Source organism: Paenibacillus sp. FSL M8-0228 (assembly GCF_038007385.1).
Classification (GTDB): domain Bacteria; phylum Bacillota; class Bacilli; order Paenibacillales; family Paenibacillaceae; genus Paenibacillus; species Paenibacillus polymyxa_D.
Genome location: NZ_JBBOXA010000001.1, coordinates 1,047,303 through 1,066,936, shown reverse-complemented (window position 1 = coordinate 1,066,936; position 19,634 = coordinate 1,047,303). Strand labels below are relative to the sequence as shown.

At 44.8% G+C, this 19,634-nt stretch carries 17 protein-coding genes; 5 read left to right on the top strand and 12 right to left on the bottom strand.

The features are described from left to right. Nucleotides 1–115: 115 nt before the first annotated feature. On the top strand, nt 116–1,441 hold the full coding sequence (locus tag MKY98_RS04880) for a helix-turn-helix transcriptional regulator (RefSeq protein ID WP_029517595.1): 1,326 nt from the start codon (nt 116–118) through the stop codon (nt 1,439–1,441). Then, nucleotides 1,416–2,216, top strand: coding sequence for a WYL domain-containing protein (locus MKY98_RS04875; protein WP_029517596.1), 801 nt, complete (start codon nt 1,416–1,418; stop codon nt 2,214–2,216). Before MKY98_RS04880 ends, MKY98_RS04875 begins: the two co-directional genes overlap by 26 nt. A gap of 86 nt (nt 2,217–2,302) precedes the next feature. Here the strand turns inward: MKY98_RS04875 and MKY98_RS04870 are convergent, their stop codons facing one another. From MKY98_RS04870 to MKY98_RS04820, 11 genes are all read right to left on the bottom strand, one after another. Beyond that, complete coding sequence (locus MKY98_RS04870; RefSeq protein ID WP_039272461.1) at nt 2,303–3,280, bottom strand: aldo/keto reductase; 978 nt, start codon at nt 3,278–3,280, stop codon at nt 2,303–2,305. Between the two features lie 339 nt (nt 3,281–3,619). Then, nucleotides 3,620–4,378, bottom strand: a complete 759-nt coding sequence (locus MKY98_RS04865; protein WP_029517598.1) for a TraX family protein — start codon at nt 4,376–4,378, stop codon at nt 3,620–3,622. A gap of 46 nt (nt 4,379–4,424) precedes the next feature. After that, on the bottom strand, nt 4,425–5,204 hold the full coding sequence (locus tag MKY98_RS04860) for a LytR/AlgR family response regulator transcription factor (protein WP_029517599.1): 780 nt from the start codon (nt 5,202–5,204) through the stop codon (nt 4,425–4,427). Further along, the gene (locus tag MKY98_RS04855; RefSeq protein ID WP_230585094.1) at nt 5,201–6,439 is read right to left on the bottom strand and encodes a sensor histidine kinase; all 1,239 of its coding nucleotides are present in this window, start codon (nt 6,437–6,439) and stop codon (nt 5,201–5,203) included. Before MKY98_RS04855 ends, MKY98_RS04860 begins: the two co-directional genes overlap by 4 nt. 228 nt (nt 6,440–6,667) lie before the next feature. Beyond that, nucleotides 6,668–7,264: an accessory gene regulator AgrB gene (locus tag MKY98_RS04850; RefSeq protein ID WP_256026160.1), complete on the bottom strand. Its 597-nt coding sequence runs from the start codon at nt 7,262–7,264 to the stop codon at nt 6,668–6,670. A gap of 9 nt (nt 7,265–7,273) precedes the next feature. Beyond that, nucleotides 7,274–9,067 (bottom strand): ABC transporter ATP-binding protein, encoded by a 1,794-nt coding sequence (locus tag MKY98_RS04845; protein ID WP_081317629.1) that lies wholly within the window; start codon nt 9,065–9,067, stop codon nt 7,274–7,276. 14 nt (nt 9,068–9,081) lie between these two features. Further along, on the bottom strand, nt 9,082–9,639 hold the full coding sequence (locus MKY98_RS04840; RefSeq protein ID WP_016819877.1) for a DUF5823 family protein: 558 nt from the start codon (nt 9,637–9,639) through the stop codon (nt 9,082–9,084). Between the two features lie 15 nt (nt 9,640–9,654). Then, a complete protein-coding gene (locus tag MKY98_RS04835; RefSeq protein WP_069012940.1) occupies nt 9,655–10,926 on the bottom strand; it encodes a lanthionine synthetase C family protein in 1,272 nt (423 codons plus the stop codon). A gap of 10 nt (nt 10,927–10,936) precedes the next feature. Further along, nucleotides 10,937–14,020 carry a lantibiotic dehydratase gene (locus tag MKY98_RS04830; protein ID WP_069012912.1) on the bottom strand — a complete coding sequence of 1,028 codons (3,084 nt, stop codon included), beginning with the start codon at nt 14,018–14,020 and terminating at the stop codon, nt 10,937–10,939. Nucleotides 14,021–14,024: 4 nt separating this feature from the next. Beyond that, a complete protein-coding gene (locus MKY98_RS04825) occupies nt 14,025–14,966 on the bottom strand; it encodes a S8 family serine peptidase (RefSeq protein ID WP_209018268.1) in 942 nt (313 codons plus the stop codon). Between the two features lie 66 nt (nt 14,967–15,032). Next, on the bottom strand, nt 15,033–15,194 hold the full coding sequence (locus tag MKY98_RS04820) for an epilancin family lantibiotic (protein ID WP_080561132.1): 162 nt from the start codon (nt 15,192–15,194) through the stop codon (nt 15,033–15,035). 326 nt (nt 15,195–15,520) lie between these two features. Here MKY98_RS04820 and MKY98_RS04815 point away from each other — a divergent pair, with 326 nt between their 5' ends. Next, entirely contained in the window at nt 15,521–15,649 is a 129-nt protein-coding gene (locus tag MKY98_RS04815) for a hypothetical protein (RefSeq protein ID WP_256026159.1), read from the top strand. 944 nt (nt 15,650–16,593) lie between these two features. Here the strand turns inward: MKY98_RS04815 and cysK are convergent. Next, nucleotides 16,594–17,517 carry a cysteine synthase A gene (gene cysK / locus MKY98_RS04810; protein ID WP_069012911.1) on the bottom strand — a complete coding sequence of 308 codons (924 nt, stop codon included), beginning with the start codon at nt 17,515–17,517 and terminating at the stop codon, nt 16,594–16,596. A gap of 216 nt (nt 17,518–17,733) precedes the next feature. On the opposite strand from cysK, the gene MKY98_RS04805 reads away from it, so the two are divergent. Together MKY98_RS04805 and MKY98_RS04800 are read left to right on the top strand one after the other, a co-directional pair. Continuing rightward, nucleotides 17,734–18,942, top strand: a complete 1,209-nt coding sequence (locus tag MKY98_RS04805; RefSeq protein ID WP_029517609.1) for an MFS transporter — start codon at nt 17,734–17,736, stop codon at nt 18,940–18,942. 129 nt (nt 18,943–19,071) lie between these two features. Next, nucleotides 19,072–19,563 (top strand): DUF1036 domain-containing protein, encoded by a 492-nt coding sequence (locus MKY98_RS04800; RefSeq protein ID WP_165149987.1) that lies wholly within the window; start codon nt 19,072–19,074, stop codon nt 19,561–19,563. The last annotated feature ends 71 nt before the right edge of the window (nt 19,564–19,634 follow it).

The window sequence follows — 19,634 nt, the reverse complement described above, 5'->3', positions numbered from 1 at the left end:
AACATGGTGAAAGTATTACAAAGATGAATAATTTCCCTTTTTCCTGCATCCCTTCCCTGTTAGAATAAAGGGATACTTGCTTTCGGAGAACGGCAACAGAAACGGGGAATGCATCATGGCGAGAGAAAGTTTTGATAAAGAAATTCAATTCCTGCGTATGCTCACATTAACAAGCGGCGCCTATAATCGGCAGCAATTCGCAGATAGACTGGGCATTTCGGTACATACCTTTGATAAAACAATCCGGCGTCTCAAGGAAATTGTCCAATCGGTACAACAGCAGTTGCCTGCGGAACACGGACATGATTTTAATGAGATGCTGCGCTTTAATTATTACGAATCGGCTGATCCATTATTGTTATTTCTGTTTCGGGCCAAATCGCTCAAGGAATCGGAAAGCGTCCGCTTATCCCTTCTGCTGACAGCGCTACAGTCACAGCCTATGACCACCATGGAACTATTGGATGCTTGCTGCAACGGGCTGCCTTCCGACAGTTCACTACCGGATGAGAAAACGATTCGTTCCGATCTGAAATATCTGGTTGAAGTCGGCGTCGTTCGCAAGGAACCCGGCGGCAGACCTTACCGCTATGCTGTCCGCAACGATCTGGTGACAGAACTGACGGACGAGGAGCTGCTGGACTTATATGATTTTGTAGACATTATGGCCAACACCCAGCTCCCCTCTGTACAGGGATATCTGCTGCGAGATCATCTTAAAAAAGCCATGCGCCGTCAGCTCGGAGATCGGGAGATGGCCGAACCTTTTTTATATAAATACCACTATTATTCACGCATTCTGGACGAAGCCCATATTCATCCGCTTCTACACGCCATTCGGCAACGCCGCTGTGTAACTTTTTTATATTTTTCGACATCCAAACGAAGCATGTACGGGTCACAAAACACAAACCCGCTGTTTGAAAAAGAGACCGACGGCCGTGAACACACCATTCTGCCCCTACAAGTCATCTATGATCATCAATATGGACGTTGGTATATTCTGGGTCATGTAGGCGGTAAAGGAATCATGAAGTTTCGTATGGAGGGCATGACTCAATTGGTGGAGGGCAAGCCTGTACCAGAGCAGTTTCATGCCGATCTGCTAGCGGTGTTGGAAGAAAAAATGCGGTACAGCTGGCTTGTTGATACGGGTCGTCCTGTGAAGGTGCGGGTACGTTTTTTCAATCCTGAGGGCGCGAAGCGCAACTTTATTCGGGAACGTGTGCTGTCACAGGGACAATGGGGTACGATCGCGGAGGAGGAAAGTGAATCCTTTATCTATGAAATCACAGTGAATGGAATCACTGAGATTAAACCGTGGATTCGCAGCTTCGGATCAAGCTGTGAGGTATTGGAGCCTCAGCGGCTACGGAAGGAATTCAGACAGGAATGGAAGGAGCTGCAAGCCTATTATGAGCCTGTTCGAGAAAATATTTAACTACCAGATCGTCTCACGGCTGGATGAATCGGGCGCTTTTGCTACCACATCACAGGAAAGAATTTGGCTCAAATCTATGCTTGCAGACTCGGCAGCGACAGAGGGTTTTACCCCGGCTACACTTGATAAGCTTCGGCAATTACTTGCAGACGACGAGCCGCTGGAGGCCGATGGAAGTTTGCGGGAAAAGGCAGGTATCCCTGCTGTCTCGGTATACCATCCACTCTTGCGTGAATTGCGTTCCATTCTGCGATCCCGTTCTGGCATCTGTGTGACCTACAAACTGCGCAACGGACGCTTGCATGAGCGAATGTCCGGTTTTCCATATAAGCTGGAGTTTTCCATGGTCAAAAAAGAATGGAGCCTGCTGTGGTATAATCGCAGACACCGCGCGCTCATGTCTACCAAGCTATCTAATATCGTGAACATCACGGAAGATGAGCTTCTACCCGAAGAGGCCGATAAATTCACCCAACGTATACTCGGTATACTGGAGTCGCGCAAGGAACAGGGCATCATCGAAATTGTTCCTGTATATAACGGTGAAATGTCTCGTATTTTATATGCTTTTTCCTGCTTTGAAAAAGAGGTCGAATATGTTCAGGAAGCAGATACCTATCGTATTACACTCACTTTCCAGGCAGACGAATGTGAATATGTGTTATCCAAAATCCGTTTCCTGGGCAAACGTGTCAAGGTCGTCCAAGGCTCCCGGCTGATCTCACGAATGAAGGAGACAACAGCCAAGGCCCTTGCACGCTACGAAGAGGAATAGCTACTGAGGCAAATATGAGATACATCCATGTAAATAGCCCCTCCCTCCGTCTGTTAATGAGACGAGGGAAAGGGCTTTTAAACGAGTTATGGCAAGGCTTGTCCGCGCGCACTGACGTACAATTCATACCATTCCTCACGGGTCATCAGCTCGCTCTGGCGTTCCGCATCCTGACATGCTTTGATTCGTTCAGGATTGGCGCTGCCAATGACAGGCTGAATCCGTGCTGGATGCTTCATAAGCCAGCCAAGGACGATCGCTTCACGTGTCGTTTCCTTTTCAGAAGCCAGCTTCTGCACCAGCTCTGCCGTCTTAACGACATGCTCAGGCGCCCCTTCCAAAGAACCTCCGCTAAAACGTCCCTGCGCCAGCGGTCCCCAGGCTTGGAGCTGAATATCCTCGGTTTGGCAATATTCTAGCAACCCTTCACCAAAATGTACATTCGTCCCCGCCTGCTGGTTCACATGTACGGTCTGATCTACAAAATGCAGATGTGCCAGGCTCATCTCCAGTTGATTAGCGATCAGCGGCTCCGTCAGGCTCCGCTCCAGAAAACGAATTTGGCTTACATTCATATTAGAGACGCCAAAATGCCTTACTTTGCCGGATGCCTTGAGCTCACTGAACGCTTTCGCTACTTCTTCCGGCTCTACCAGCGGATCGGGGCGATGCAGCAGCAAGATGTCCAAATATTCCGTACCCAGACGCTTCAGGATCCCATCCACGGACTCCATAATATGAGCATATGAGAAATCAAAACGGCCCGGGAGCGTACCATCTGGCAGAAAAATACCACATTTGGACTGAATTACGATTTGCTCACGCAAGCCCGGCTGTCCCTTTAAAATCTGACCGAAAATCTCTTCCGCTTTCCCCATACGATAAATATCCGCATGATCGAACATCGTAATCCCAATGGATCGTGCAGCTTCTACAGCTCTCTCCGCTTCAACGACATGCTCCTGCGTAAACGGTGCATGGCTCCATTCTCCACCAAAAGGCATACAACCAAGCGCCAGCCGACTATCGGAGATTCCACGTTTCTGTAAAGGCATAATCTTCATGCTGCTCCTCCTTCAACCTTCAAAATATTCCCTGCTTCATCCACATATGAAGAGTCCGTGGGACCGCTATCACACACCTATTTTACCACTTACTTACGGTCGTGTTCGACAATGCTTGTATTGAGTTCAGTCCTTCCACAGCATACTGAAGAAAGAACTGATTCACCTTAATCGTTATGAAATCCGGGACGAGGCCAAGCAAGGTATTTTTGCGTATATTGGCGGACTTTCACCGCCAAGTTATCATTCATACCGATCGCACTATATAAAAAAATAGACGGAAAACATGTCGTTTCCCGTCCAATTTTTTTATTTTAGTTACTTATTAGACAGCCCTTCTTATATGTAATAATCAATAGCCAACTTCAGCAGATAAAGCGCGAGCAAATGCAGCGGATAAAACAAATAGAAAAAGGTTCGTGGGCCTTTTCCCCTCTCTCCATTATATCGGGATAGCAGAGGGAGTGCAAAAATACAGGCCCCGCCGATCGCAAACGGATAAAGATATTCGTTCATTGTGCTGGCGTTGATGCCCATGATGCTGAGCGAATCGGGAACAGCCCATATAATGATGACTCCGAAAATGAACATAAGCGCAATTATTGCAATAATCCATCCGTTGTAAATCTTCTGTTGTTTGCGAGCGACATAGAAAGCTAGAACCAGTAACACTCCAATTACACTCCAGTCTCCCAAAAAAGAGACTACGCAAAGAGCCGAAATCGCCAAGTATTTAAGTACAGGATTGGTCGTGTTGTCATAGAACCATATTGCCAGTAGGCCCATCAACAACGTTAGCATGATGTTTCCCGAAGTATACCAATCTTTAAATACCAATCCGTAAGGCACCACACTGGCTAGCCCGGTTAGAGCAAGGCGTATTGTATATTTTTTGAAGCTTCTGGTATGGATATATCCTTCGGCTACAAAAAAAGCCATGATAGGCAATGTAATTCTGCCTACCACCTGAAAGCCCAAAAAATCGGCAAAAAATAGCCCTCCAATATGATCAATTAGCATTGCTAATACTGCAATTAATTTTAAACTGGTGGCATCAATGCCCTTCACCTCTGCTTGAACGGATAATCTTTGTTCCATATTCCTCCCCTTTTCTTCCCGAAGGACTATGCCCTCCATATCTATTCTATTCGTAAACAGGTCTGTTCAGGAGGCTCCGGTCTCCCATCTTATCTAAGAGGTGCTTCAACAATTGGCGGGAAACGGGAATAATGCGCCTTGCTTCTCCGGAATTCTGATTGGTTTGAAAAATGATCTCCTTCTTGCTCTTATCTATAGATTCCACCTTCATCAGGTTTACGATAAATGCCCGATGACACCGGAACAACCTGGGGTCCTTAGCCTCAATATCTTTCAGATCGCCGTAAAACTCAAGAGTTCTGTTTTCGGAAACCAGACGGATTTTGTGGGGAACACCGGTTGTTTCAAAGTAATAAATGCTGGAGAAGGAAATTTGAAATTTCGTAAATTTATTGTCGAGTATAAACCAATCATCGACATCCAACACAGGCTTTCTTTGATGGGCAACAGCAAGAACGTCTCTTACCTTTTTTTCCATTTCATCCTGAGTAGCATCCTTGATAATGAAATCAAGAGCTGCTACCTTGTATTGGAAGGTAAGCGGAGACAGATGACCGTGGGTAGTTACAAAGACAATATGCCCATACATATCATATTTTCTGATTTCTTGGGCAACTTCCAGTCCCTTCATCTGGCAACCCGAGATTTCAATATCAAGGAAATACAAGTTATTCGCACAAGCTTTAGATTCAAAAAGCAGGAGATCCGGCTTACTGGTGACAATGAGATTGCTGCAGCAGATGCCAAGTTCCTCGCAGCTTTTACGGACCATCTTTTCCATTATGCGCTGCTGGATAAACTGATCTTCCAGGATAAAAATATTCATGATGTCGCTCTCTTTATAATTAATGTTTGCGTGAAAAAATCCGGTTCCTTTTTGGTATCCAAAGTTACATACTTGTTGCTGCGCAGCACCTTTGCTATATTGTACAAGCCAAGACCCCGATTGTCCGCTTTCGTTGAAAAGTTCCGTTTGTAGAGATCATTCACCTTAATCCCGTCAAGTGCAGAATGATTATAAGAGTTTCGTATCGTCACCGTCTGAATATCGTCTTCATGGATCAGTACAATATTTATGGACGGATTGCAGGTCTCTAATGCCGCATCGATTGCATTGTCCAGGAAACAAGAGATTACTCTGCAAAGGTCTATAATATCCATATACATTTCACTGATACCGCTATCAATTTCCAGTTTTACGTCAACTCCACGCTTCTTTGCCACCAGCACCTTGGATGTAATAATACTCTTGAGCTCACTCACGTCCAGATTAATCAGGTTATCCAGACTATAGGAATATCCGTTCAACTGTGAAGCAGTAGGTTGGATAGAACTCTCATATATCCGCTTGATCATCGACAAATCCCCAGTTCTGATCCCCTCGTCCAGCATTAACAGGATATTGGTATAGTCATGTCTGAAGCCGCGGATGTCTTCGTACATTTTTTCAATCTCCATAATATAAGCCTCCAGCTGCAGGTATTGTTCCGTCTTGTTCTTCTCTAGCTCACGTTCACGCAGGAAGCGATACAGCCAATTGATCGTCATCAGGAAGATGGAGGTCAAGCCGATCAGCATCAACACAATCTTTAATCTGCTTGGATACGGATTGTTGCTTTCACACTCCGAATAGATAATGAGTCCGAGTCCGATGATCCCCAAGACTAAGATTAAAGAAGCTCCGACGATAAGCTTAATCCGATATAGCTTCAAAAGCCTGACCGCCGGAGTAGGAAACAAATAAGACACAAGCTTTCGGAGCGCCAAGTAGATCAGCGGAGGTGAACAAGCGGTTAGGAAGGGCGCCGTCCATTTGTTTTTATATTCATAAGGAACCGCATAGCTGATTACCGTTATGAAATAACCCAGCAGTGTCGTAATAAAGATGGTAAGGATGGCGTAGAAGCCTATGACCCACAAGGATTCATATTTGTCGGTCAACCACCCGTATAATGCCAGTAGCACAAATAGAAATAGGTAAACAATCAGTCCGAAGTTATTCAGAGCTGTTATTCCGATAAAATAATACATGACTAAAAACAGCAGCAGCTTATAATTCATACGGAAAACGCTTAGACCATTGCCGCTGACCATATGATATATTACAAGATAGCTGGTGTATTGCAAAAAATAAATGCCGGATGTAATCATTTTTTGTTCAATTTCCAAACTTTTGGGTTGACTGGTTCATAGAACAACCCGAAACAAATCCCTCCTCCTTCACCTCTTTTACTCATATGCTCCAGTAGCTTAGCCTTGAGTCTCTGGGTATGGTTGTTTCTGTGTTCTTTAATATTCTTGATATTGTTCATAATTAGCATAACTCCTTCTCATTATGGAATAGAATACTGGTGTGATGACGACTGCTTCAAGAAACAGCCCGAATATTAACCAAGGATAAAAATCTAGTGCGATGGCCACGAAAACAAACACTATACTTAAAAAGATAGCTTGTAATCTGCATGCTCTTCTTAACTTCGGATCTACCAATGGATTGCACTCCGTATCGGCCGGAGCGTATCTGGCAATCAGAATGATAGAAAGCAGACAGAGCGTCGCCAAAAAAAAGCGGTTCCATTCTACTTCCTTTAAGAGCCAGGGAAGAAACACAAAGGTCAGTAGACTGACCCAGGTGCAATGATGCGACTTGCGAGCATGCCAGCCAAAGGACTTTCGCCGGACCACTGTATAGGAAAGCAGCATCGCAGCCGTTTCGGCTAATACACCGAGCAAACAGGCACTGACCAATACAAGAAGTATTTTTTCTGTGCCAGCCAGTATGTTCTCTAGATAATAAAGCACATAAGCACGCTTCTCCGCTTCCAATTCTTCGTCTTGAAAGTATTTATCAATGATCCACGTTGACAATTGATGATACAACGCCACCGCCCCTCCCTAACTTAATTGTGTAGGAAGCTGGAATTGAACATAATCACGATATTTATCATGCCAACTCATTAATTCGTGATGCGTGCCTACCCCCGTTACTTCTCCTTTATCCAAAAAGATTATCTGGTCCGCTTTGTAGATGGTTGACAAACGATGAGCGATAACAATGGTCATTTTATTCTTGGAGAGAAGCTTGATTACATCATGTACAAGCTGCTCTGACTCGCTATCCAGATTGGCGGTAGCTTCATCAAACAGCAGAATCTCATGGTCTGAAAGCAAGCATCTGGCAATCTGGATTCGCTGCTTCTGTCCCCCCGATAATTTGACTCCCCTTTCTCCAACAAAGGTATCCAAACCATCCGGTAATTGATAAATTACCTCCTTCAAGCCTACTGTATCAAGAGCCGCATAAATCTCATGGTCATCCGCGTCTCTGTTTAGGCCATATACCAGATTGTCTCTCACTGATCCTACCAGTAAGTCACTATCCTGCATAACATAGGATATTTTGCGACGCCATTCTTCCGTCCTAATCTTATCCAAATATACATTATTGTAATAGATTTCTCCATTATATTCTGAGTAAAATTTCTCTATTAAAGAAAATATTGTTGTTTTTCCCGAGCCGGAAGGCCCTACGATCGCTGTAGTGGTACCGCCTCTGAAGGTTAACTCCACGTTGGATAATACCGGTTGGCCCTGGTTGTACGAGAAAGAAACATTGGCAAAATGCAGGATATCCGAATTCTGATCATGACTTTTCATGTCCGGCACACTGCCTAACTTTTCTTGCTTCTCATCCTGCTGGTTATATATAGTATAAATTTCCTTACTTGCTCCCTTGGCCTTCTGATACTGCGAGAAAAAACTGCTGAGCTGGGTCAGAGGCGAAACCATTGTAAACAAATAAAAGATCATGGATACCAAAGTACCTGTAGTGATATGTCCAGCGGCAATGCCGGCGCTTCCATACCAAAACATTCCTACCAAAGCTAGCATGATGATAATTGTTACAATCGGCTCAATGACAGCTGACAATATTCCCTCTTTGATGTTCAAGCGAAAGATACGTCCAAGTATCTCCCGAGTATATTTCATTTCAAGCTTTTCCGACGTCGTCGCTTTAATGAATCTGATGTTATAGAGAATTTTGGATAACTCACCGGAAAAATCTGCGGCTGCATCCTGTGCCTCAATCGCTACTCTATTCATCCTTCTTCCAATGGGATAGATTAGTAGCGCCGTTATAGGAATCAGAGCAACGAGTACACTCATTAATCTCCAATCCAACACAAATAACATGATGATGCAACCAGTGACCATCAGGACATCAGCCAGAATAGAAGGCAGAGTGATAGCCAGAAAATTACTTACAATAGCAAGGTCGTTCGTCATTCTGCTGATGATTTTGCCGTTCTCGTTGTTATCAAAATAATTAACCGGCAAATGGATAATTTTTTCCCAAATTTTCAGTCGCAGTTCCTGAAAAAACTTGCTCCCCACATATCTGAGGAGCAGAGAAGACACGGCGTTTAAAATCCCTCCGGCCAGAAACAGCGAAATAAGCACAGCTGCGGTCTGGATCGTCAGCTCCATAGCTGAGATCTTATCGACAAGCTTGCCTGTAATGATCGGCAATACTAATGAAAAAGCGGCGGAAATCAGTGTAAATACGATGCTCCAAGCAAGCGCAAGCTTGGGCCATCTCGCAATTTTGATTAACTCCAGCAAGGAATGGGCCGTTTGTTTTTCTTCACCAATCTTTTTATATGCCGTGCTCTCCATATTCAATTCCATTATGGCTTAATCACCTATTTCTCTTTGTGATTTTCGTATTCTAGCAAAAACTTCATTGCCATTGTATAGACACCTGCGGCTATCGCTACCATGACAATATAGGAGAGCGACAGCTTGGTTCCTATCCAGTCCGTTTGGTTGCTTAATTGGAACAGTAAGAAGCACACGGCGCTTCCGGCAAGAAACTCCAAAGAGTAGGAGAATTTCCGCCCTCTCTTCAACCTATCTAGTATAATATCCACTATAATTACAGCGGATGTAAGCATAAAAGAAATTTTATACAGCATAATCTTATCTCCAGCAACAATCTGCTGATCCTCAAAACTTGCAAAGTATCTGGCCAAAATTGTACCGATTACTAGGTATAATACGACAACTAGCACATTTATTCCGACACATTCGGCTGTGCTGTAGGTAATAGTCCCTTCGCTTCGTTGAACCAGGGTCGCTGCCAAGCTTGAAATAAACAGGACCAGAAACCAAATATAAAAATATGCATCCAGTTGAAAAGAGAGAAAATCGGTAATCAGTCCCACCATGACTGTAATAATTTCTTTTAATAAAATGAACATTACCGTCTCCTCCTTTTAGCTAAATACCAGCATCTGCTTCCATGTACTCAAGTTCTCATTATCACAGGTCAGCAGTGTCAGCAATACACCTGCACATCCATCGAGCAGCCCTACTTTATCGAGAGATAACGGATCATCAACTCTTCCCTCAAGGTCTGTAAAGGGTACTGCCTCTTGAGTATTCCGGTATGATAACATACGATGCAAAAAATCATTCTTGAACGGTATGGCTGCCGTACGGCTGAAATGGTGCTGAATCAGGAGCAAGCCTGCATAGCCGTGACAGATCGTCGGTGAAATTACCTTTCTTAGCGAATCTGGTCTGGAGTAGACGGTATTGAACAATTGCAGAGCCTGCTGCTGCAGCGCTTTGTCCTCCAGGGCCAATCCCAGCCGGAACATAGCCACAGAAGCTCCCGGTGTGCCGTAACACCATGCATCTCTGTGATAACCTGGATTCCGACTAGTCTCTGCGGATTCATCCGGTGTGAACATATTAGGTATGACAAGGGTGCCGTTCCACTCTCTGATATTTCCGAGTAGAAAAGTCTTGGCAACTTCCAGTACTTCTCTCAATCCTGTTAACGGGTAGCGGCGGAGATGTGCAACAGCCAGCAAATTAATGGCTCCTGTAATTCCGTGCGCCATGCCAAGATTATAGTAAATGGTCTGTTCGGGAAGTTCCCCGAAATGTCTCAGCTTGCCTACAGCATCCGTAATCAGTTGAAGGATCTTAAGGAGCACCGCATCCAGCTTCCCAGCGTATCTGTCTTGGCGTTCCTTAACCTCCATTAATGCAGCTGCAATCCCCGTCCATCCTGAAATCAAATCCAAGTCGCTATCCTCAATCAAGGAGTCTTCCAATTTCCCCCTTGTCTCCTCATAGAATTCCCCATAGCTGCTAAGAAACATATCCAGCGTCTGTGAGAGCACATTCGTATATCTTGTTGAACCTCTTGAACACTCGTTGAACAGATAAATAACACCTGCCAATCCGGTATACAGTGACAATGAATGGAACGGTATATTGCCGATTAAGCGCACAATCTCCTGATTGTACTTGAAAGCAAGCGCATCCCACCCTTCCCCCGGGTAGACTTCATCTAGTTTATCCAGAAGAAGGCTGATCCCGGGATATCCTGAAGCCAATGATATCAGCTCCATTTCAGGGTAATCATGCATGGCGTGCTTCTTGATTAGCAGGGTTACAGTATCTATATCTTTGTAAATTTCTGCGCTTTGCCTGACTATTTCAGATAAATTTCCCGGGACTTGTTTGACCGCCATAAGCTCCTCCTCAATAAGCAACATGGTATTTGCTTACCTGTAAATAATCTTCCAAACTGTAGTAGCACAGGTGTAGGGCAAGCTCTTCCTTTTCCCGGTCCAGGCCGAACACTCTGTTGCAGAACATGTGCATGATGCTGAACATAATATCATCGTAATAATTGGTTCTGTCGTCAGCTTCCCGGATAGCCGTGAAATATGCAGCGTATTGCCGCAACCTGTCGCCTGTATCGCTTGCTGGCAAGGATATGGAACGGGTCTGTTGAATTCTTTGGAATAGCGCTTCTTTGTGTTCCCGATACTCCTGTCTGAATTTCTTTGGATCAATAATCGCAGCCATAGCCTTCAATTGATCTTCTGCCAGCGGATACGCGCAGTTCACAACCTCAAAAAGTCCGGTACAGCAAAATAACATCTGATCGGTTGCATTAATTGACCTCTTGCCTGCATAATAGCCTGAAACTAGATAAGAATCGATAGCAAATAACCTCTCCGCTTGTTCAATGAAGGCTGCGCCGCCATACCGCAAAATTTCAGGCCGGTAAGGAACAACCGAATAGGAACTAACCAATCCGGACGAGGTTACAGTATTCAGGAAATCAAAAACATAGTTCAAGGCCGTGAAACGCTGATGCTCTACGCTTCCCGACATTTTGCACCTTAGCCTGATATGCGGCTCCTTATCTGCATACTGGACAAAAAAAACCTGGTCAATGAAGTACTCGGCGCTATTGTCCATGAATGTCTTAAATGCACTGCCCAGCAAATCGGTTAGCATTTCCTGATTGTAATATACCTGCAGGGATATCCAATCCGAACCTGGATAATAAACGGCATTCACCGAAGAACTCAGCACTTTATTTAAGCTTTTATCGGTAGCCTGTGCAGACAATCTGTCTATCGGCAAGTACTGAAACATCGGGCTTTTGCAAAAAAATACGCACTCCTCCATATATCGGTTAGCGGAAGCGAACAATTCTTTCTCCGTTTCCATAATAACGGCCGCCTTGCCTTCCGGATTCCGGGTATATTCTTTGTGCAAAAGCTTTCGATGATGATGGCGATCCAAATCCAGCAACAGCTTATTGTCCAGCTCCACCAAATATACATATCGCGGAATGTTATACTTTATGATCCAATCCTCCAGAAAGGACAGAAACTGTTCTTCGCTCTGGAGCTGTTTATCCGCATATAATGTCCATTTTTTGGGGCAGATGATGATATTTTTATAGGTTACTCTCGGTGTAAAAGAAGAATCATAGAGATACTCCTCCAGATGGGACCATCCGGTCTGATACTGCAGATTAATATCATTCAGAAACCGGATCAGATAAGGCGCCAGCTCTGTATTGTACATGCTGCTGAGTTTGGGAAATACCAGTTCGCCTGTTTCCCTGTGCTTCAGATAAAAGTATCCCGAATCCTCCACCCCTACCAGCAGCTGGGAAACATCTAATTTCCGATTCTCGGGAAACGTGGCCATATCCATAGATTGGTCTGGTGTCGGGCCTGCCGTCATAATATTAGTTATTTTGGGACTGAATGGGTAAAATGAGATTTCAGCGGCGCTCTCCCCTGCTTTCTGATCCTTCGGGTTCCTGACAAAATTGAAGATTTCATCACGGCTATCCTTGTCAAACATGTAGGCAAATCTTCCGAAGCTCTGACACGCTTCCAATGATCCGGCTCTGTTGTTTAAATAAAACGTAACTTCACCTTGCTCATTCTCCATGCAGGAATAATACAAATCGAACGAGACATGGACATTCTCCAGACTCAATTCAGACAGCTGTTGGATTTTGACCTCGTCAAGCACGATATCCGAATGATTGACAAGCGCTTCGGTCTGCCACTCCGCAATTAGCGCCTTAAGCTGTCGGAACCTGCCTTCATCCTTGTGCCTGTACTTATCTCCGTTCTGGTAGTGGCTCTTGTACTCTTCAGGTTTGCCGAGCCCCAAGGTTTTACTGAACAACTGCAATAAGGGCACTTCTTCATATACTCCGTACTTCTCAGTAAATTGCTGACGATAGTCGGAAAGTGTATCCTCTTTCCTGTACGTAGAAAGCATGCTCAATATTGAAGCTATTTGGGCCAACGATTGCCTATCGCTGTCCGACAATAGAATTTCATTTACCTGATTCAGTCTTACGTCTATTTTGACCAAGTCGCCCTGATAATCGGGAAGGATAAGCTGGACTAGTTTTCGGACAGCCTCAATGCCTTCGCGTTTGACCGCAGCAACTGTAATGTCCTGAATGGCTTGTCCAACTCTCTCCAAAATATCTGAGTAATATGCTGCCTTGGGAGTAGCAAGCAGCTTTAGTGTACGTATCAGATGCGCCAGAGGAGCGCTATCCCGAGGATTGGGAATCATCTCACTTACCAAAAAGCCTTGTTCTATCAATTGCTGCAAAAAATCTGTGCTGATCGTGTCATCCACGCCGAAGGCGTCTTTTATAGCTTGCATAAGCTGCAGAAAAGTCTGCTGCTCTTTATCAAGGATCTTCATGATGAAATCTATGACCGGGGTTTTGAGAATAGATATATTTTCAGTGCTTCGTTCCTCCTGATCTGCTGCAAACAGAGTCTGATAAGAGATGACGAGCCTGTGATGGTCAATGTAAGAGGTGTTATTTACACTCAGTCTCAATTCATTGCGGACATCCGTATCCCCATGGAAAAGCCCTATTAAGCGGTAAATTAGGCTATAATCCGGAGTTGCCCAGACGACATGTTCCCCGGCGCCTCCCGTTTTTCCAAATCGGGAAATGCCTACTCCCGCGAACAGTCCAAACGGTGTTGGTCTACAAATTGCCCGCGAAATGAACTTGCTTAGACTTAGGATAAGATTCCGCTTTTTTTTGGACTTCAATGTTCTGCCTTGTTCCAGGCTTTGCAGTGCAGCGTAGGTCGAGGGGCTGGAGACATAAATGGAATCTATCAACCCCTGCTGCTGAACGAACCGTACAAGTCTGTCAAGGTATTCATCATCATCTAGTTGTTCATGATCAAATATCTGCGTATAATACTCCATGCCAAGCAACGTTTTCCGGTACATGTAATTTTCCGAGATTTCAAAGTTCTCCAACATGCAATCAACCTCTCATCTGTCTTAAAGCACGAATTGAACCGGCAAGGCTTACTTCATAATAATTCCGCTGAACATCAATCAGTCTCGCGCCTTGACGGAGCAGACACTCCATTTCTGTGCGTCCGGCATTCATCCCCTGCGCGATAAGCTCTCCGCTAAGAGAGGCAACAACTCCGCTGAATAAGGCGCTGGCAATACTCGTACCGATACCCACTGTGTATGCTTTGTCAAATCCCAGCACTTCATATAAGTAATCCTCTGTGTCGAAGCTCGATTTGGCAACCATTACCCAATCATTGTTGTAATTGATTTCATACTCATCACCACTCGGCGCAAAAAATTGATCGTTGAGCGTATTGCTGAACCCGGAGATATCCCCGTTCTTATTAGTTGATCCAATTGGGTATACTCCCTTTAAATTCGCAGGTACTCTGTACTCCTGCGTAATATCGCGTCCATCGTTTCCTGCGGAACAGACTACCCATATGCCTTGCGCATTGGCGCAGTCAACCAAAGCCTGAAACCTATTGAACTCGAATAAGTCGACCTCATATTCTGTACGATAGCTGACGTTGATAATTGGATATCCTTTAGCAATACCCTCTTCCAGCGCTCTATACAACCATTCAAGCTTGCTTATTCCTTTTTTGTCCGTAATTTTGTAGACAACAACCCGAGCGAAAGGGCATATCCCCTTCAATATATATTTGCCGGTAACAGAGCTAACCATTTGTGTACCATGCCCGACGTAATCGCTTAGACAAGGCTCATAAGGTACAAATGACTTGCATTCTGCCTCAACTAGATTACCTTGGATCTCTGAGTGGGATTTATCGACGCCTGTATCAATAAACAGGATAGTAAGCGGCTGACCAACAGTTGCACCACAACTAAAATGATCGGTCAGCCGGGCTACATGCCAATTGTATATATTAGGTTTTATCATGCAATCTCCATAATGTAAGTAGGGGTAGCCTATTTCACTACCCCTGACTTACGAATCGCTTATGAATTATTTACAATTGGAACAAGAACCGGTACAGATACAGGTAAGAGTTTTACATACTGCTTTGGATACCTTAATGGTTGTTTTGATGATTGAAGCTTGTGGGCTAAGCTCACTGGCCTCATAGCTCTTTCTTAAATCAAGGTCAAACATTTGATCTACTTTCATTTTCCTCTTCCTCTCTGAATTAGATTATAATAAACATGATTTCAGTGGTACCCCTAAATCACGTTTATTGTGAGTGACCGTATGTCATATCTTGCTGTCGATGAATAAAGAATATATCTAATTCTCCCGTTTTTTATACTTTATTCCTGAAAGGTATTCCAAACCTCCTAAATTGCAGTCATTTTGCTGCCCATGCGGCATGGCATAAAAAAATACCGACACAGAGCGAAACGATTGACGCTTAGAGCATGGCGTATGCTTGCAAGAATCCGATATGTTCTTATACAGGTGTCTCGTATAAATCGGCTGAAGAAGAGATGCTTAGCATGAAGCGCTCGTCCTATGGCTACGATGTGCTGGCTCTTGTGGACGAACTGCGATTCAAACAGGACATGACTGTAAAGGAACTGACTGACGCACTACAGGCATCCCAACAAGTACCCAAAATCTGTTGAGCGATATCAAGCTCTTTTTGCTGCATCTCGATGACCATATTCGTACGATACTGGCCGAAACGACGGAACAAAACGGTGACGTTCTCTTGTCTATGGGTGGAGTCCAGCCGGAAAAAGGCAATGAAAAATTGTACGTCTTGCGCGAAGTCTTTAGTGGAAACGTACTAGCCGCCAAAAATATGAAAAGTGAGGCAGCGAGCGATCGTTTGCTGTTCAGTCCATTTAACCTCTATAGGTGCGTTCGGAAGAGTTGTGGCCTGATGGTGTGCGAGTGGTCACAATCGATACGTGGACAACCGATCAACCCACTTGCGTAGCCGCTGCATATTTTTGATAAATAGCTTGAATTGGGTATAATCGCTGCACGAATATTAGAGAAGCCAAAAAATGTCAGCGTACATTATACTATTTTCCACAACCATTTAAGCAGTCAACTAATAAGTTGACCCGTTTGAGGCAGCTCTTGCTGAAATGGATAGTAGGCTCGGTGTTTCCTTCTCTGATTATTTGGGTTTTTCAAGAGGATCCTGAAGAGACAAATAAGATCGAAGAACGGAGCATGAACCGTGAGACTTTTAAAATTCTCACGAATATAAGCTATAATCGACAATTAATAAGCCACAACCTTATGGATTGTGGCTTATTAATTGTCAGGAGTGAAATTAACCTATGAATTATGAAAAGGATGTATTCAATGTCTATGTTCCTCCATTGAAAAAGAATCTACTATATCGCTCCCATCATCCTTTATTCTTTCAAAGATAATATTTCAAGGTCGAGCTATAATAGGCTAGTGAAGAAGTAGGCGCTCCAGGAGTCATCTTGTTATACTTGTGTATTCTTGATTGCCATATCGCCAATTCACTTTTGTTACTTCACTTAATGAGGCTGGATCATACTACATATAAATGAGTCGAATCACTTTGGTCCCAATCCACATCTTCTTATCCGAATATCCCCATGCTCAGATATCGCTCTCCGGTATCCGGGGCAATGCAAAGTACCCGTTTGCCTGCTCCCAAACGCCGAGCTTCCTGAATCGCCGTCCATATCGTAGCTCCGCTAGAGGGGCCCACCAGAATCCCTTCCTGGGCAGCAATCGCCCGTGTCATTGCAATCGCATCCTCATCCGAAACCTGCACGATTTCGTCATACACTTCCGTATTCAGTACGGTGGGAACAAAGCCCGGGCTCGTTCCAACTAGCTTATGTGGACCGGGTTTTCCCCCAGATAGTACTGGCGAGCCCTTCGGCTCAACTACAACAATCCGCAGATCTGGCAAATGCTGACGCAGCACTTCACCCGTTCCCGTAATGGTACCGCCCGTTCCCGAAGAAGCGACGAACACATCCAGTTTCCCTTCCGTCTGTTCCAAAATTTCAAGTGCTGTGGTTGTACGGTGAATATCGGGGTTTGCCTCATTTTCAAATTGATGCGGGATAAAGCTCCCATCAATTTCAGCCCCCAGTTCAAGTGCCTTGCGAATTGCTCCTGGCATCCGTTCTTCTGCTGGTGTCAGTACGACCTCAGCCCCGTAGGCTTTTAAAATGTTGACCCGTTCCTTCGTCATATTCGAGGGCATCACCAAAATCGCACGGTAACCTCGGGCTGCCGCATTCATCGCAAGGCCAATTCCCGTGTTGCCACTTGTCGGTTCAATAATGGTGCCTCCCGGCTTTAGATGTCCTGCCTTTTCCGCTTCGGCAATCAGGTTGCCCGCCGCCCGGTCTTTAACACTGCCGCTTGGATTAAAATACTCCAGCTTCACATACACTTCCGCATCCTGCGGCCCTGTGAGCCGTTGGAGCCTTACACAAGGTGTATCTCCTATTAAATCTGTAATACTATATACCACTTTAGGTGCCATCGTTGTATCCTCCTTGGATCGTTCCTTACAACGTTATTTACGATCTTCATATCATACTACCAAAATAACACACTTGGCTCCTTCCTACCTGTCGCTTTTGTAAATTACATAAAACTTATCAACTTAGTATGTAAAATTCTTGCAAAATGGGTCGCCAGATATCGCCTGTAGTGATATACTCGCATTACTATTTTTTCAGGAGGATACAAGACACTTATGAGTACTCAAGAAAATATGACAGCAAACCGCTTCCCTCCCTCCTTGCTATGGTTGACCCTTGGTGCCTTCGCCATTGGCATGACCGAATTCGTCATTATGGGACTACTGCCCAATGTAGCCCATGATCTTCATGTTACAATTCCGCAAGCCGGGCAGTTAATTACCAGTTACGCACTTGGTGTGGCTATTGGTGCACCTGTGCTTACCGTATTAACCCATAAGGTACCACAGAAAAAGCTGCTATGTCTGCTAATGATCATATTCATTTTAGGCAATCTTTTTTCCGTCATTGCTCCCAATTACGAGTTTCTGATTGCGGCCCGTATGGCTACTGCATTATCGCACGGAACCTTTTTGGGAGCTGGTTCCCTGATCGCTGCCCGACTGGTTCGTCCTGACAAACGCGCGGGTGCTATTTCCATGGTGCTGACCGGTTTGACCGTGGCGAACATTATAGGCGTACCCTTTGGTACCTTTATCGGACAACAACTCGGCTGGCGTGCTTCCTTTGGAGCCATTGTGGTCATCGGCTTGATTTCTCTGTTTGGTATCATTCGTTATATTCCGGTGATTCATCAGGACAAGCCTTCCAGTCTCAAACAAGAAGTCCGAAGCCTGTTTAATCCAAAAGTGCTGCTGATGTTGCTCACAGGTGCAGTCGGTTGTGGCAGTCTGTTCACTGTCTTTACGTACATTACGCCTTTGCTTACGGATATTAGTGGCTTTGCCGAGCATAGCATTACCTGGATTCTCGTCCTGTTTGGCCTAGGGGTAACGATCGGCAACATCGTTGGCGGCAAGCTTGCGGATTGGAAACTGCTGCCATCCCTGATCGCAAACTATGCTGTACTGGCTATTATTTTGGCCATTCTGACGTTTACGCTTCAAAACAAGGTACTGGCGGTTATTACAGTCTTTATCTGGGGCATTGCTGCGTTCGGCATCATGCCGGGTATTCAGGTTCGCATCATGAATCTGGCCTATGAGGCTCCTTTGCTTGCCTCTACCTCCAGCCATTCCGCATTGAATCTGGGCAACGCAGGCGGCGCTTTTATCGGGGGAGTTGTTATTAATCAAATGGGGCTAGCCGCTATTCCATGGGTTGCATCGCTAATTACTGTCGGCGGTCTGCTACTCATGGTAGTTAGCTACATTGTGGATCGCAAGACAGCTCATACTGAAGCGATAGCGGAGATACAATCATAGAATCGTTTAGCAAGTTGGACGTAAACGAATGGTTCATTTTTCATAGATTGAGAGATATTGTCCACTCTCTTCTTCTACATTCCTCATAGTATGACATTGTAATACCAATTTATGAGGAAAGAAGTGTGCATGATGAGCCTTTTTTTTACAAACAACACGAGTAACACCATCTATGCTGCCTATGCTTATCCTGATTCCGACTGTCATCCCATGAATTATTCTAAAATGGGCTGGTATCGGCTAGAGCCTGGTGATACGAGAGAAGTATGGAGCGGGTCTGTAGGGGGAACCACATTCTATTATTATGCTGAGAATCACTCCAATAGGTGGCGTGGTACGTACCGCACACGGCTTCCGAGAAGTACTGACCATGATTTTCATTGGTGTTGGAACGATAGCAGTGGATCATCCAGACGAGTGGGGATGCGCCGACTTGCCATTGATTCATCTGTAGACAATTACACTGTTGAGTTCAGCAGAACCAATCAAAGCTTACTGTCAACAAAGAAAACTCGTAGAGCATTACCTTCCAAATCGGAGGACTCCGGCATTAACAGAATTCCGAGAAGACCGGTTCGCTTTAAAAAAGGAACCCCGGTTCCAGTAAAGTCCAAACGATAAGTCAATGATGAACCGTAACCCGCAAGATGGAATTTTTGAAAAAAAGTGACCCCCTTGCGGGTTATTTTTAT